This window comes from Halomicronema hongdechloris C2206, assembly GCF_002075285.3.
In the GTDB taxonomy this organism is placed as follows: Bacteria; Cyanobacteriota; Cyanobacteriia; order Phormidesmidales; family Phormidesmidaceae; genus Halomicronema_B; species Halomicronema_B hongdechloris.
The window spans coordinates 296,171-309,588 of record NZ_CP021983.2 but is presented as its reverse complement, the minus strand read 5'-3'; the positions used below and the strand labels follow the sequence as shown (position 1 = coordinate 309,588).

The window sequence follows — 13,418 nt, the reverse complement described above, 5'->3', positions numbered from 1 at the left end:
AACGGTGAGCATCCCAACGATGAAGCGTAGAACGTTTTTGCAGTTAGTGGCGGCAACTATTGGCCTAGGACTCTCGGCCTGTGGCCCCGCCTCCCCTGAGGTTGAGGTGAGGCTGTTGGAGGGGTCAATCCCGGCCCGACTGATCAAACGATTTAAACGGCAGAGCCAAGCGTCGGCTACGTTTACGGCCACCCCTTCTCTGTTATCGCTATTCCAGGATTTACGCCGGTGGCAGAGGCTCCCTGGAGAGGCGGTTCCCCGGTGGCAACGGATTTGGAATTGGGTGCGGTTCTGGCAATCAGAGTCATCCCCAGGGAATGCCCCTGATTGGGTCAGCTTAGGTGATTATTGGCTGACGGCGGCAGTCCAAGAGCAGTTGATTCAACCACTGCGCTCAGAGCATTTACCCGGCTGGCAACGGCTATCTCCTGCTTGGCAGCAGTTGGTGCGACGCGATCGCAACGGTCAATTCGCAGAGGACGGAGCGATCTGGGCCGTCCCTTACCGATGGGGCAGCTTGATTTGGATCTACGACCCCCGGCCATTTCAGCGGTTAGGCTGGCAGCCTAGCCAATGGCAAGATCTGTGGCACCCAGATCTACAGCGTCGTTTTGCCTTGCCGGATCATCCGCGGTTGGTGTTGGGGCTGGCCCTGAAGGCCCTGAATCAATCGGCCAATTCTCCTGATGTGCAGGCCATGGCCGCACTATCGGAGCGACTACAGACCCTGCAACAACAGGTGCAGCTATACAGCTCCGAGCATGGGTTGAAAGCCCTAATCAATGGCGATCTCTGGTTGATCGTGGGCTGGTCCACCGATTTGCTGCCCCAGTTGAGCCAATATCGCCAATTTCAAGCCGGAATCCCCCAGGAAGGAACAATACTGACGGCAGATCTGTGGGTGCGTCCCACCAATGCGCCATTGCCCTTGTCTGCGGCAGCAAAACAGTGGATCGAATTTTGCCTCACGCCTGACCATGCCGCGCAGCTATCGCTCCTGAGTCAGGGAGGGTCTCCGCTCTACGCTGGGCAGCAACGCCAGGCATTGCCTTCTAATCTACAGGAGCAGCCGTTGATCTTTCCACCAGCAGACCTCTATGGCCGCAGTGAGTTTCTGCAGCCCCTATCGGACTCGGCGCAAACTGCCTACGATCGGCTCTGGCAAGAGATGCGCAGCCCTGGTTAGAGTTGGCCAGGGTCATACAATTCAGCGTTGCAGGGGATTTGGGCCGTAGCGTCTGAGTCTGTGCTTGTCTGCCCCTCTAGCTCCGGAGTGTGACTAAAATCGCACACATACAGCGCCAATCGCTCTCGAAACTGATCGCTGCCCCGATATAACCGCACGTTATAGCCGTAGGCTTTAGCCGCTGAGCCAAACTGGGTCAGCAAGCCATAACGCTCCGCCAGGGTGAGGATCCGCCAGCCCTGTCCATTGATGTCAATATCGATGACCTGCATGGTCGGGTCGACCAAGTGATAGGCTGTCCAGCCCTCGATCAGGCGATCTCCGCCTAAGCGAGAGGGCAGCTGATCTCGACGCCACCAGAGGCTGGGCCGGGTCATTGTCGTTAGGGATAGGGTGTCTTCGTCGACGATGGTGGCGTCGCTTTCTGTGGATAACAGGGGAGTGGCTTCCAGCCAACATTGCCGCCATGCCAACTCCGAGCCCAGGATATCTACCTGGCAGGTACTGGCCCCGGGGGATGACGTCTGACTCCAGGCCGGTATCCCTAGTCCTAGGAGCAGGCCCGCAGCCGCCAGCACCCTCACTCCAGGATTAATGGGTCCCCAAAGAAGCCGTAACCGAGGCCGTAACCATTTCAGCTGCATGGGTAGAATCTCCCGGCGTAGGAGTAAGGATAAGCCGTTGACGATGGATGTGACAGAGCCGTAGGGGCCGTTGGCTCACCTGCTCTAGCATGAAGACCACATGGTCGGGGCGCAGTTGGCTGCCGTCATTGCGACAACTGCCCCCATAGCGAATCAGGGCCTGATGGGCTGGATCGCTGAGGTGGCTCTGGGGTGGCAGGTCCTGAGGAGACGGAGCCGCTATCGGGTCAAGGCTATCGAGGCGATCGCACAGATTGACCTGCCGCAACTTGCCCGACTTAGTCCGATGGTCCCAGATTATCCTATCGGCCGCCTTGACGGCAGCGACCCAGGCCGCCCACTCTGCTGGTGCGATCGCAACCTCGTCGGCCCCTGCCACCGTGATCACATACTCAGCCTGCGCCAAGGCCTTGGTCGCCGACGGCGCCGACAAAGATACTTCCGCAGCCTCATGAATAGGGAGCTCCGAGGGCAGTTCTGCCCCTAGCCGCTGGCAAAAGGCTGCGACCGCTAAGGGAGAGGTCAGCTCAAAATCGACGATTTCACCGGCACTAGTGGCCCCCAGGGGTAAGGCATTGGCCGCAGAAATTCGCGGGCCCGGATGAAACCCTCCCGTAAAGGCCAGAGGTAAGGCAGCCCGGCGTACGGCTCGATCCAGCAACCGCATCAAATCCAAATGGCTGAGCAAGGTGAGATTGCCCTGCTTACCCAGGCGCACCCGAATCCGCTGCACCCGCTCTTGGGGCGGGGTAAAGTGTCCCTCAAAGGTGGGAATTGGCGGTGGCGCCACCACCACGTTGTGGCCGAAGTCGGGGCCACAGACCCCACAGTGGGAGCAGCCCTCAAAGGAACAATCGGGCACAGTGGCGGCCGCCAAGGCCCGGCGCAGATCGGCCTGCAGCCACGCTTTATCGATGCCGGTATCGATGTGGTCCCAGGGCAAGGGAGCCTCCAGGCTTGCAGCCTGCTCGCCTGCCTCCAGCGTGTTCCAGTCCTGCTCTCGCTGCCGATACTTCCAGCTCAGCCCCGCCTCGTCAATGGCTTGGGTCCAAGCGGCAAAGGCCCGATCTAGACTTTCCCACCAGGCATCCATACCCGCCCCCAGTTGCCAGGCCCGATGCACTACAGCGGCTAGACGACGATCTCCGCGACCGACAAAGTCTTCCATGGCCGAGATGCGCACATCCGTGAAATTCATCTTGACCCCTCGTAGGGAGCGAAACTCTTCTTTAAGCAGGGCTTGCTTCCGTTCAAACTCGGCGGTAGACACGGCATGCCACTGGAAGGGGGTATGGGGTTTGGGGGTGAAGTTCGAAATGGTCAGGTTCACCGCCAGAGCCTTGCGTCCTGGCTGGCGACATTCTTGCCGCAGCCACCGTACGGTCTCGGCAATCCCCAAGACATCCACATCGGTCTCACCCGGCAGACCAATCATGAAGTAGAGCTTCACCCGATCCCATCCCTGCTCATAGGCGGTTTTGACACCCCGGAGTAGCTCTTCGTTGGTTAGGCCCTTATTGACAATGTCTCGCATCCGCTGGGTACCAGCCTCCGGGGCAAATGTCAGCCCGGTTTGACGAGTACCGCCGATAATGTGAGCGATATTTTCATCGAAGCGGTCAACCCGCTGGCTGGGCAAGGACAGGGAAATATTCTCCTGTTGCAGCCGATTTTTCACCTCTACACCTAGGGAAGGTAGGGCCAGATAATCGGAGCAACTCAGGGAGAGCAAGGAGAACTCGTTGTAGCCAGTTTTTCGAAGACCCTGCTCAATGGTGTCTACCACTTTGTCTGGCGACACATCCCGGGCGGGACGGGTTAGCATGCCGGGCTGGCAGAAGCGGCAGCCGCGGGTGCAGCCACGGCGAATTTCCACCGTGAGGCGGTCATGGACAGTTTCGACATAGGGCACTAAGCCGATGGAATACTCTGGCATCGGTGTTGCCACCCGACGCACGACCCGAGCCGGGACATCAGGGCGGTTGGGATACACGGAACCATCGGCGGCCATGTCATAGAACTGGGGTACGTACACCCCTGGCACCTGAGCTAGATCGAGCAGTAGGTCTTGACGACTGAGCCCGGCGGCTTTGCCTTCTTCTACCACTAGGGCAATCTCAGGCAGTAATTCCTCCCCATCCCCGAGGGCAACGAAGTCCAGGAAATCGGCGTAGGGTTCAGGATTGGAAGTAGCCGTTTGCCCCCCAGCAAAGATCAGGGGCCAACTGCCGCTGTCTACGGCCCAGGGACCCGCCTGCTGTCGCTCTCGCCAGGTCAACGGAATCTGAGCCAGATCTAGCATTTCTAGCAGATTGGTGGCCCCTAGTTCGTAGCTGAGGCTGAAACCGAGAATGTCGAACTCGAGCAGATGGCGACGGGACTCGACGGCAAACAGAGGCGTCCCGCTTTGCCGCAGCTTAGTCACTAAATCGGCAGCAGGCAAATAGGCGCGATCGCACAGTTGCCGAGGTTGAGCATTGAGAATGCTGTACAGGATGATATGCCCCAGATTAGAGGCGCCCACCTCGTAGAGTTCTGGGTAGGTGAGGGCCCATCGCACCTGAGCCTGATGCCAGGGTTTATGGACAGCCCCCAGCTCATTGCCTAAATATCGGGCTGGTTTGGCAACATCCGCATTGATCAGGGATTCGATAGCAACGGGCACGACAACTAACCACACTATGCTTGCGACATTGCCTTCACTATAGCGGATAGCTGCGGGGGCCTTGGCGGCTTAACAGAGCCAGTAAAATACTCCCGAATCATTTGCTCCGAGAGCATTTCCGAGAGTATTGCCAGGTATTCCAGAGACGGCATAGCGGCGATGAACAATCGCCAGCACGTCTAAGGTATTTCGTGCCACTGGGGCTGCACCATATCAACGTTAAGCAGCCACAGGCAGCACTGCCGAGTCATCAGCTAGCTCAAACACCCCATCCAACTGAGTCAGCTCAAAAATAATCTGAATGGAAGGAGGAACTGCCTTGAGGCGAAACGTCTTGTTCAGAGTTTGTGCTAGCTGCAAGGCAGAGGCTAAGGCATTTAAGCCAGCACTGTCTAAAGATTCCACCTGGCTCATGTCCACAACTAAGCCAGTTACCGGATCGGACCGTAGCTGGCTAGCCATCTGACCATAAAAATCTTGGGCATTGGCGGCACTGAGAGCACCGCTAGGCTGCATAAACATCATAGAAGTATCGAAGCTGTACATACCCATTCACTCCTGCGAAGTCTGACAACAGAGGTCGCCGTACTCAAACCCGTCCGATGACATTGACGTTAAGCTGCTCAGCTGGGGATGCCCAGACCGAGGCGTTTGTTTCGCTGAATCTTAATGACCATTCTGATTTGTTTAAAGTTTCAGGTAAGTGATATCACGTACAGTGCCCTGCGTTACTACTAGAGCAAATGTGATCTAAATCACCACAGTGTTTGACGCTAATCACGCAAGAGCTTATGGCTGGATCACGCTCTGGATGGAGTCGGTATCAGAGAATCATAACTAGCACCTTACACACTAACCAGCTTGGCTGGCTCTTGGTATGCAGGCATCATCGACTATCATTCGAACCCTCGTTGAAAGAGCACTGTACATTCGTCGCTTGACCCCTGATATCGAGCAGGGCATCAACTGCGAACTGAGTCGCCTTGGCTATGTCTCGGAAGTGGATTTCGAGGCCTTGGAATTGCTCATGTGTGAGATGGATGCTGGGCGGGTTAAGTTGGTGCCAAGCCCTTAGTGGGACTTTACCCAAGGCTGAACCCAAGGCTGAAAGGACCATAGGCCATAGGCGTCAAGGGCTTTAAGGGCACTGTAATAGATATTGAAGGATTCTGAAGTGATTTAGCGAATTTGTAAAGATTTTTCTCGGTTTTCGCGGTAGGGCTCTCCGTGTTTATGGGTAAGTGCCTGAGTTTTCCTCGAGTTTTCCTTAGGCACCCTGCCCGAAGAACTGCTGTTGCTGATCCATCCAGAGGGCATCCATAAATTGGCGCAGGGGTTGATGGAGGCGACGCTCGGAAAAAGAGGCCGATGTTGGGAAGGCGCCAGAGGGAGTCAGGTAACCCAGCAGCGGCAGCAGGGCAGTATCTAGGGCAGGTTGAAATTGGGCCAGGGGCCAGAGAATGTCGGGACCACCCTGTAAGCAATGGAGCCCATGCTCAGGGGAGATGTCGTCTGGCATCTCCTGGCTATCTGAGACATCGACCAGTAGCAGTGGCCTAGCCCAGCAGATTTGGCGTGACTCGATAATCTGAATGACCTCCACATAGAGACGCCGGCCATTGTGTTCTAGATAAAGAATTTGGTTAGGTCGAAAGGCCATGGCCTAGAGACGGACGCGCGACTCGTGATGTAGGTAAGCAGCCCTATTGTATCGTTGGCCAGCTAAGCCCTCTAGGGAATGCTGCCCAGACGATGTCCACGAGGGTTCTGCCCATCTCGCTGCTCCCCGTGGATAAAGCAGTGTGATACAACGTAGAAAAGGTCGCTTTAGGCCCTATTAGCGTCTTTAAGTCCATACCTTAGTGAACATAGGGGGACCCCGTGTCGGTTGAGACCATTGAACGCTCCTCAACATCGACAATTCGCAAACCTGCTCCCCGCTACCGGGTGCTGCTCCACAACGATGACTTCAACACAATGGAGCATGTGGTGGAGTCGTTGATGAAGGTAGTCCCTAGCCTAACCATGCCCCAGGCGGTCGATATTATGATGCAGGCCCATACGGCGGAGGTGGCTCTGGTGATTACCTGCGCCCTGGAGCATGCCGAGTTTTATTGTGAAGGCTTACGGGGGCGGGGATTGACTAGCTCCATCGAGCCCGATGAGTAGGAATTAGGGGCAGAGGATGGTTGAAACTGCTTAGGGCTATGGGCTGCTGGCCAGCACCGCTTCGGATTGGCCTGTTCCTGATGGTCTTAGGGGCGGCCTGGTTACCGCTGGGACTGCCGTTATATGGTGTTGAGGAGCGGTGGACGGCAGCAGGGCCATTGGCTTTAGGGCTTCTGTATATTGTGTTTTTGGGCTTACTGCCTGGGTGGGGACGGCGCATCCATGACCTCAGCCAACCCTATCGCACCTTGGGGCTGCATCATCCTGGCAAGATGGTGGCTGGTCTGGGGGTAGGATTGGCCCTGGGGTACCTCAGTGTTGGTGCGCTATTAGGGCTGCAGATTGGGTTAGGCTGGGGAACCTTACAACCGCTGCCACTGGCAATGGGGCACTATGTCTGGCAGGGGTGCTTGGTTGGGTTAGGGGTGGGGATGGCCGAGGAGCTGTTTTTCCGGGGCTGGCTGTTGTTTGAGCTGGAGCAGGATTATTCTATGGCGGTCGCCCTTTGGGGTGATGCCGGACTATTTGCGATCGCACATTACCTCAGACCCCTGGCGGCTATTCTCGACAGCCTGCCTCAATTTGTTGGATTACTCCTACTAGGGCTTACCCTTGTCTGGGCCCGCCGCACCCGCTTAGGCCACCGCTCCCCGAGCTTGGCCCTACCCATCGGCTTGCATGGCGGCTTAGTGGGAGCCTATTACGTGGTTGATGTGACCGATATGGTCAGGCCAGCAGCCCACATTTCCCCTTGGTTAACCGGCATTGGGCAAAATCCTCTGGCAGGGTTACTGGGGCTAGCCCTGCTAGGCAGCTTGGCCTACGGGTTTTACCGTGGCTGTCATCGCCGCCTGCCATAGCCAGGATCTGCCCTTACTCGGCCGACTGCAGGGCCATATCCATGAAGATAGCCTGAGAACTGCGCACGGCCTCATCGCCGGGATGCCGTTGGCGATAGGAGCCATCAGCTTGGAGATCCCAAGCTTGCCGGTTGTCCGCCAGGGACACCTCCAGAATGGTCATTAATTCCTGGCGCAACTGCGGATCCTCAACGGGCACTACCGCCTCAACCCGCCGATCCAGGTTGCGAGGCATCCAGTCAGCACTGCCAATCAAAAAGGTTTCATCCCCACTGTTGTGGAAATAAAAGATGCGGGAATGCTCTAGCAAACGCCCGACGATGCTGATGACGCGAATGTTATCGCTGATCCCCTCCATCCCAGGCCGGAGGCAGCAAATACCCCGGACAATCAGATCAATCTCTACCCCTGCCTGGGAAGCTTCATAGAGAGTAGCGATGATCTCGGGATCGACCAGAGAATTCATCTTGGCAATGAGGCGGCCTGCTTCTCCAGCCTGACAGCGCTCAATTTCTCGATGAATGAGCGTCGTTAGCTGTTGGCGCAGATTAACCGGGGCCACTAAGAGTTTACGATAGGACTGCTGTTGCGAGTATCCCGTCAGATAGTTAAACAGATCCGTCAGGTCAGCCCCCAAATTAGCTCGGCAGCTCAATAGTCCTAAGTCAGTATATAACCGGGCTGTCTTCGGATTGTAGTTCCCCGTGCCGATGTGCACGTAGCGACGAATGTGGTCGCCTTCTCGACGCACCGCCAGGGCAACCTTGGTGTGGGTTTTGAGCCCCACTAATCCATAGACCACATGGACACCGGATTTCTCTAGCTTGCGGGCCCAGTTGATATTATTTTCTTCGTCGAAGCGAGCCTTTAACTCCACCAAAACCGCCACCTGCTTGCCATTCTCTGCGGCTGAGATCAAGGCACTGATGATGGGAGAGTCCCCCGAGGTGCGGTAGAGAGTCATCTTGATGGCCAGCACCTTGGGATCCTGGGCGGCTTGGGTGATAAACTGCTGCACCGTGCCCGCAAAGGAATGATAGGGATGGTGAACCAATCGGTCTTGCTGGCGCAATAGCCGGAAGATATCGGTGCCATCTTCTAGATCCAAGTTAATGTCATCCTCATCGCTGGAGCTGGGGATAGCCTTAAAGGTGCTAGGCACGACTGGACTCCAGGTGGGGTCCTTTAGATCCTCCAGGGGGAGTCCCATGAAGGTCATGAGATCGCCTAAGCCCACTAAGCCATCGATGTCATAGACATCATGCTCAGTCAGCCCCATTTCTTGCATCAGGGTCGTGCGCACTGGCTCGGGAGTATTCGCTTCGATTTCCATGCGGACGACAGAGCCCCCCAGACGCCGCTTCCGCAGCTCTTTCTCAATGGCCAGCATCAGGTCGTCGGCTTCATCTTCTTCCACTTCCAGATCGGCGTTACGGGTAATGCGGAAAGTGTGGTGGTCCTCGACGATCATGCCGGGGAAGAGAAATTCCAGGTTGTGGGCAATCACTTGCTCTAGGGGAACCCCCATCCATTCACCTGAAGCCTTGTCTTGGTCCTGTTTTAGGGAGGGGGGCAGGGACACAAAGCGGGGCAGCACTTTAGGCACCTTTACCCGAGCAAAGCGCTCCCGGCCAGTATGGGCATTGCGGACAACCACGGCCAAGTTGAGACTGAGATTAGAGATGTAGGGAAAAGGATGGCCAGGATCTACTGCCAGAGGAGTCAAGACCGGAAAAATTTGCTCTTCGAAGTACTTTTCCAGGTAGGCTTGCTGCTCATCGGACAGGGCCGAATAGTCTACCAGGGAGATACCATGGTCGGCCATTTCTAGCCGTAGGACCTGCTGAAAGTGAGTGTGCTGCTCTAACACCATGGGTCGCAGGGTTTGGCTGATATCTCGCAGCTGTTCGCTGGGGGTGCGGCCATCGGGAGTGCGTTTGCTGACCTGGGCTTCTACTTGCTGTTTTAGCCCCGCCACTCGCACCATGAAGTACTCATCTAGGTTGCTGCTAAAAATCGCCATGAACTTCAGGCGCTCCAGCAGGGGAGTGCGACCATCTAGGGCTTCGTGGAGCACCCTGCGATTGAACTCCAGCCAGCTCAGTTCTCGACTGAGATAGTATTGAGGGTCTCGTAAATCTGAGGGGGCAACGGATCGTTCTGCAGTGGTCATGATTAGCTCCCTAGAACACTTCGTCTTCGCGGCCAATCCACCATTCCCCCAGCTCCATCAGATCTTGATGGAGTGCCCTGAGAGCTTGCATGTAGTCATCGGGGCTCATCGGGGCTCGCTGCTCTTGCAGAGCCTTGAGGCGTAACGTCACCAATAGCCAAGGCTTCGATAGACCGTCAGTGGCTTCAATGTAGTGAGCCATATCCTGACGGGTGAGACCATCAGCAGGGTCAGGGGTAGAGAATGCCATGGTATGGGTGTTGGGTTCTAAAAATGGGTAACGGTAGGACCTCATTCGTGGGGAACGCTGCCCACGAGTATGGTTAGCTTTAGACACATTATGAAGGCACTGGAAATTTCCTGCAGAGCCAGGCCAGTGCCTTCAGGCGGGAGCTGCTTTGCCAAGACTGACCTCAGACCTCAGACTCTGAATAGCGTCAGTTCATCGGTTAGGTGTGGCCTTGGCAAAGGCATGGAACTACTGATTTTGCTTGAAGTTGTTAAGCCATTCCCGAATTTGCTCAGAGGCAATGTCACGTCCCCCTAAGCCAAATGCGATCGCAATGGCCACGGCAATGGCCCCCAACAACAAACCAAAGGCCAAATTGACGATATCAGTAGCCACCCCCATCTGCTGTAATGCCATAGCTCCCACCAGGGCGATCACAGCAATCCGGGCCGCTTGGGCTAGGGTACGGGCCTGGGAGGTTCCCATGGCGCTGATCAACCGGAAGGCCAAATTCGCCAGATAGAGACCGACGCCAAACACCACCAGCGCGCTGATGATGCGAGCCGATACCCGCAGAATCGCCTGGACGATATTGGTCAGGGCCGCGAACTGGAGAATTTCAGTGGCGGTGACTGCCCCAAACAACACGATCCCTGCCAGCACAATCAACCCCACCACTTCTGAGGGAGTGCGACCAGGGGTTTGCACCGTGGTGCTAGGTTGCCCTTCGGTGTCTACCGTAGGCTGAGCTTGAGCAGCCGCTGGTACAGACAGCTCAGGCAGGCCTAAGATCCCCATGATATTGTCAAAGCCGATGCTGCGCAGGATGCTGACCACCAGATCCGACACAAAACGACCGATGACGTAGAACACCACCAGCACCAGGCCAGCCATCAGAATTTGAGGAATGGCCGTCAAGATCTGCTCCAGCATCTGCACGGCAGGATCAGAGATAGCCTGAATATCTAGCTCATTCAGGGCGGCCACGGCAGCCGGGATCAAGATCAAGACATAGACGATGGTGCCCACCAGCCCAGAGAGGGAAACGCCATCTTGGGTATTAGCCGCTAGCCCCACCCGGGTGCCAATTTGGTCAGCCCCAGTAGCGGCCAGCAGATTACTGACGATGCCGCGAGAAATGCGAGCCACCAGCCAACCGATGGCCAGGACAAGCAGGGCCGTGAGAATGCGGGGAATCGCCTGCAGGAATTGATCAATCAGTCCCTCCACGGGCTGCAATAGCCCCGGCAGATTCAGGGCACTGAGGATCAACGGCAGGAACAGCAGAAAAATAAACCAGTACAGAACATTGCCGATGGTCTCATTCAGCACGATGGGGCTGCTGCCGCCGGTTTGCTGAGCCAGTTGATCGTCCAAATTAAACCGAGAGAGCCCCCGGGTCACAATGGCCTTGACCACCGTGGCGATGGCCCAGGCAATCCCTAACAGCAGGGCGGCGCCGCCGATGCGAGGCAGATAGGCAAAGATCTGCTGTAGAAAATCATTCAGCGGCTCTGAAACCACATCTAGATTGAGCGCCCGCAGGAAGGCCACGATGGTGAAGGTCATGATCACCCAGTAAACCGCCGTCGAGGTCCACTCCTCGATGGGGACATCCTGGGTCGGGCTTTCGCCCATCACCCAATTAGCGAGGCGATCATCCCAATTCGTCCGCTTGAGCAGGTTTTTGACGCCCAAGGCGACTACCGTGGCGATGATCCAGCCAACCAGTAACAGTAGAATCGCCCCAATCAAGCTGGGCAAGAAACTACCAATCCGTCCAGTAAAAATGTCTCTAAAGGTTAGAGACTCAGGCACCTGGGCTAGAGACAAGAGCGACCAAGGGATATCCCCCCCAGGACTAATGCCACTCAGTTGTGCGATGTAGGTCATAGCATCTAATCGTTGACAAACTTGTAGTGGGCGATGTGTGATTAGCCAAAGCATCACAGGCATATATCACCCTCTGAGCGCAGCCAAGGGTGTTGGGAGTCCCCCCCTTGTCCAAAACGAGTTGGACGTGCTAACCCACCCTGGCTCCTTCTGACCATATGCTAAGGGGTAAATTCACAAAATCTAGGCATTTCAAGACACTTTTTATCAGATTTCGATAATTTTCTTTTCTGAACAGCCATCCCTCTCATCAGTTCTCACGGGTAACGCTATCCATGGTTGCCTGGAAGATCAGGAGCATAGAGATACCAAGGAGAGGCTGTCACTTTAACGTAGGGAATGGATATCGGAGGTGTCTGAGCATGGAATGGTTGTCTGTAGAGGCATCGAAATGTGGGTCTAGGGAGCTTGACCATGGTCGACCAACAAGTTTTTGAGCAGACTATCTATATTCAAGCCAGCGCCACCCAAGTGGAACGCTGTATTACCGATAGAGAACTAATGCACCGCTGGCTCAATCCAGCCTTGCGGTGTGAGCCGGTGGGACCCTGGAACACAGAATTGGGAGGAAAGAGTCGCTTCGTGGTGCAACTGCCCCTGTGGCAACCCACGCTCGACAGCACCGTGGTGGAGCGACAACCGGGGTTGGTAGTTTGGGCCTTTGAGGGGTTTTTTCGGGGTCGAGATCGCTGGGAATGTATCCCGGAGGCTAATGGCACCCGATTACTCAACCGATTCGAATTTACGATTCCGAATCCCTTGGTCCAATTTGGCTTTCAAGCATTTGCGGCCGCCTGGACTCGTCAAGATATGCAGACCCAACTCCAGCGCCTGAAGCAGGTGGCAGAGCGGCTATAACCCTACTGAGGGAACGGCCTACGGCAGGGTAAACCACAGCCCTGAGACTAGCTGGGATGAAGAGATTCTCAGGAAGTTTTCAGAATTTGTTCACATAACCATCAGTTCTTTCTAATTTTGGTATTCAACAATACAGACAAGAAAGGTTAGATACAATCCAGTTTGATGGTTTGTCAGAGATGTGGATGAACAGGCGAGAGGGTGATGAGGATATAGTCTCCCCTCAGGGAGACCGAGTCAACGACCATCGCATCAAAGAGAACCTCCATCGAACTGGCTTATGTAGACAGTTTAGGAGGAATCTATGAAACGTTTATTACTCAGTGGTACGGCCCTGTTGCTGACAGCTAGTATCATGCCCGTCGCCCAAGCCCAAGCAGAGCGAGCCGCTAACCCTGATCGCACCGGTGAATTGGTGCAAATAACTACAACTCCGTTCAACTTGGTATCTCTGGCCTATCGTGGCTATTTGTCAGAGGCTGGCATTCCCAGTTATCAGATCTTTACGGCTAAGGCCCGTCACCATGATCTCGTCGCCGAAGATGTGGTGCAGGCAGGGGTCGATTTAGGCCGCATCCCAGCCTCGACCCTGGAAGACAGCGGCTATATCAGCAGTGTTGCCACCCATATGCGGCACATCGTCCAACAAGACACTGACTAAGCTCACGCAGTTGCAGTCAGCTATGGTCCGTGGAACAATTGCCTCCCCCGGGACATGCCTGGGGGAGGCATCTCTTGGAA

Annotated in this window: 13 protein-coding genes; 6 read left to right on the top strand and 7 right to left on the bottom strand. The window is 55.7% G+C overall.

All coding sequences use genetic code 11. The annotated features are described in order from the left end of the window. The first annotated feature begins 19 nt into the window (after positions 1-19). Positions 20-1,186, top strand: coding sequence for an extracellular solute-binding protein (locus XM38_RS01445; protein ID WP_088428885.1), 1,167 nt, complete (start codon positions 20-22; stop codon positions 1,184-1,186). On the opposite strand, the gene XM38_RS01440 is transcribed toward XM38_RS01445, so the two are convergent. The 3 genes from XM38_RS01440 to XM38_RS01430 form a co-directional block, all read right to left on the bottom strand. Continuing rightward, the gene (locus XM38_RS01440; RefSeq protein ID WP_088428883.1) at positions 1,183-1,764 is read right to left on the bottom strand and encodes a hypothetical protein; all 582 of its coding nucleotides are present in this window, start codon (positions 1,762-1,764) and stop codon (positions 1,183-1,185) included. The two genes, XM38_RS01445 and XM38_RS01440, sit on opposite strands and share 4 nt — an antisense overlap. Positions 1,765-1,777: 13 nt before the next feature. Then, positions 1,778-4,495, bottom strand: coding sequence for a TIGR03960 family B12-binding radical SAM protein (locus XM38_RS01435; protein WP_080810912.1), 2,718 nt, complete (start codon positions 4,493-4,495; stop codon positions 1,778-1,780). Positions 4,496-4,714: 219 nt separating this feature from the next. Then, positions 4,715-5,020 (bottom strand): STAS domain-containing protein, encoded by a 306-nt coding sequence (locus XM38_RS01430; RefSeq protein ID WP_080810913.1) that lies wholly within the window; start codon positions 5,018-5,020, stop codon positions 4,715-4,717. 352 nt (positions 5,021-5,372) lie between these two features. Here XM38_RS01430 and XM38_RS28530 point away from each other — a divergent pair, with 352 nt between their 5' ends. Further along, entirely contained in the window at positions 5,373-5,570 is a 198-nt protein-coding gene (locus XM38_RS28530; RefSeq protein ID WP_080810744.1) for a hypothetical protein, read from the top strand. Positions 5,571-5,762: 192 nt separating this feature from the next. Here the strand turns inward: XM38_RS28530 and XM38_RS01420 are convergent, their stop codons facing one another. Then, on the bottom strand, positions 5,763-6,155 hold the full coding sequence (locus XM38_RS01420; protein WP_088428879.1) for a hypothetical protein: 393 nt from the start codon (positions 6,153-6,155) through the stop codon (positions 5,763-5,765). A gap of 221 nt (positions 6,156-6,376) precedes the next feature. Between XM38_RS01420 and clpS the strand changes: the two genes are divergently transcribed. Both clpS and XM38_RS01410 read left to right on the top strand, forming a co-directional pair. After that, complete coding sequence (clpS, locus tag XM38_RS01415) at positions 6,377-6,664, top strand: ATP-dependent Clp protease adapter ClpS (protein ID WP_080810747.1); 288 nt, start codon at positions 6,377-6,379, stop codon at positions 6,662-6,664. A gap of 20 nt (positions 6,665-6,684) precedes the next feature. Next, positions 6,685-7,524: a type II CAAX endopeptidase family protein gene (locus XM38_RS01410; protein ID WP_225889142.1), complete on the top strand. Its 840-nt coding sequence runs from the start codon at positions 6,685-6,687 to the stop codon at positions 7,522-7,524. Positions 7,525-7,537: 13 nt separating this feature from the next. On the opposite strand, the gene ppk1 is transcribed toward XM38_RS01410, so the two are convergent. The 3 genes from ppk1 to XM38_RS01395 all read right to left on the bottom strand — a co-directional run bounded on the left by ppk1 (position 7,538) and on the right by XM38_RS01395 (position 11,819). After that, positions 7,538-9,697 carry a polyphosphate kinase 1 gene (ppk1, locus tag XM38_RS01405; RefSeq protein WP_088428875.1) on the bottom strand — a complete coding sequence of 720 codons (2,160 nt, stop codon included), beginning with the start codon at positions 9,695-9,697 and terminating at the stop codon, positions 7,538-7,540. Between the two features lie 10 nt (positions 9,698-9,707). Beyond that, positions 9,708-9,947, bottom strand: coding sequence for a hypothetical protein (locus XM38_RS01400; protein WP_088431477.1), 240 nt, complete (start codon positions 9,945-9,947; stop codon positions 9,708-9,710). A 228-nt stretch (positions 9,948-10,175) separates the two neighbouring features. Continuing rightward, positions 10,176-11,819 (bottom strand): mechanosensitive ion channel, encoded by a 1,644-nt coding sequence (locus XM38_RS01395; protein ID WP_080810750.1) that lies wholly within the window; start codon positions 11,817-11,819, stop codon positions 10,176-10,178. A gap of 414 nt (positions 11,820-12,233) precedes the next feature. On the opposite strand from XM38_RS01395, the gene XM38_RS01390 reads away from it, so the two are divergent. Next, on the top strand, positions 12,234-12,677 hold the full coding sequence (locus XM38_RS01390) for an SRPBCC family protein (RefSeq protein WP_080810751.1): 444 nt from the start codon (positions 12,234-12,236) through the stop codon (positions 12,675-12,677). Positions 12,678-12,981: 304 nt separating this feature from the next. After that, positions 12,982-13,338 carry a hypothetical protein gene (locus XM38_RS01385; RefSeq protein ID WP_080810752.1) on the top strand — a complete coding sequence of 119 codons (357 nt, stop codon included), beginning with the start codon at positions 12,982-12,984 and terminating at the stop codon, positions 13,336-13,338. Positions 13,339-13,418: the final 80 nt, after the last annotated feature.

Excerpts from the sequence above, each read along its gene's own strand:
- XM38_RS01445 (WP_088428885.1), top strand. The coding sequence starts at position 20 with ATGAAGCGTAGAACGTTTTTGCAGTTAGTGGCGGCAACTATTGGCCTA.
- XM38_RS01395 (WP_080810750.1), bottom strand. The coding sequence starts at position 11,819 with ATGACCTACATCGCACAACTGAGTGGCATTAGTCCTGGGGGGGATATC.
- XM38_RS01420 (WP_088428879.1), bottom strand. The coding sequence starts at position 6,155 with ATGGCCTTTCGACCTAACCAAATTCTTTATCTAGAACACAATGGCCGG.
- XM38_RS01390 (WP_080810751.1), top strand. The coding sequence starts at position 12,234 with ATGGTCGACCAACAAGTTTTTGAGCAGACTATCTATATTCAAGCCAGC.
- XM38_RS28530 (WP_080810744.1), top strand. The coding sequence starts at position 5,373 with ATGCAGGCATCATCGACTATCATTCGAACCCTCGTTGAAAGAGCACTG.
- ppk1 (WP_088428875.1), bottom strand. The coding sequence starts at position 9,697 with ATGACCACTGCAGAACGATCCGTTGCCCCCTCAGATTTACGAGACCCT.
- XM38_RS01430 (WP_080810913.1), bottom strand. The coding sequence starts at position 5,020 with ATGATGTTTATGCAGCCTAGCGGTGCTCTCAGTGCCGCCAATGCCCAA.
- XM38_RS01400 (WP_088431477.1), bottom strand. The coding sequence starts at position 9,947 with ATGGCATTCTCTACCCCTGACCCTGCTGATGGTCTCACCCGTCAGGAT.
- XM38_RS01385 (WP_080810752.1), top strand. The coding sequence starts at position 12,982 with ATGAAACGTTTATTACTCAGTGGTACGGCCCTGTTGCTGACAGCTAGT.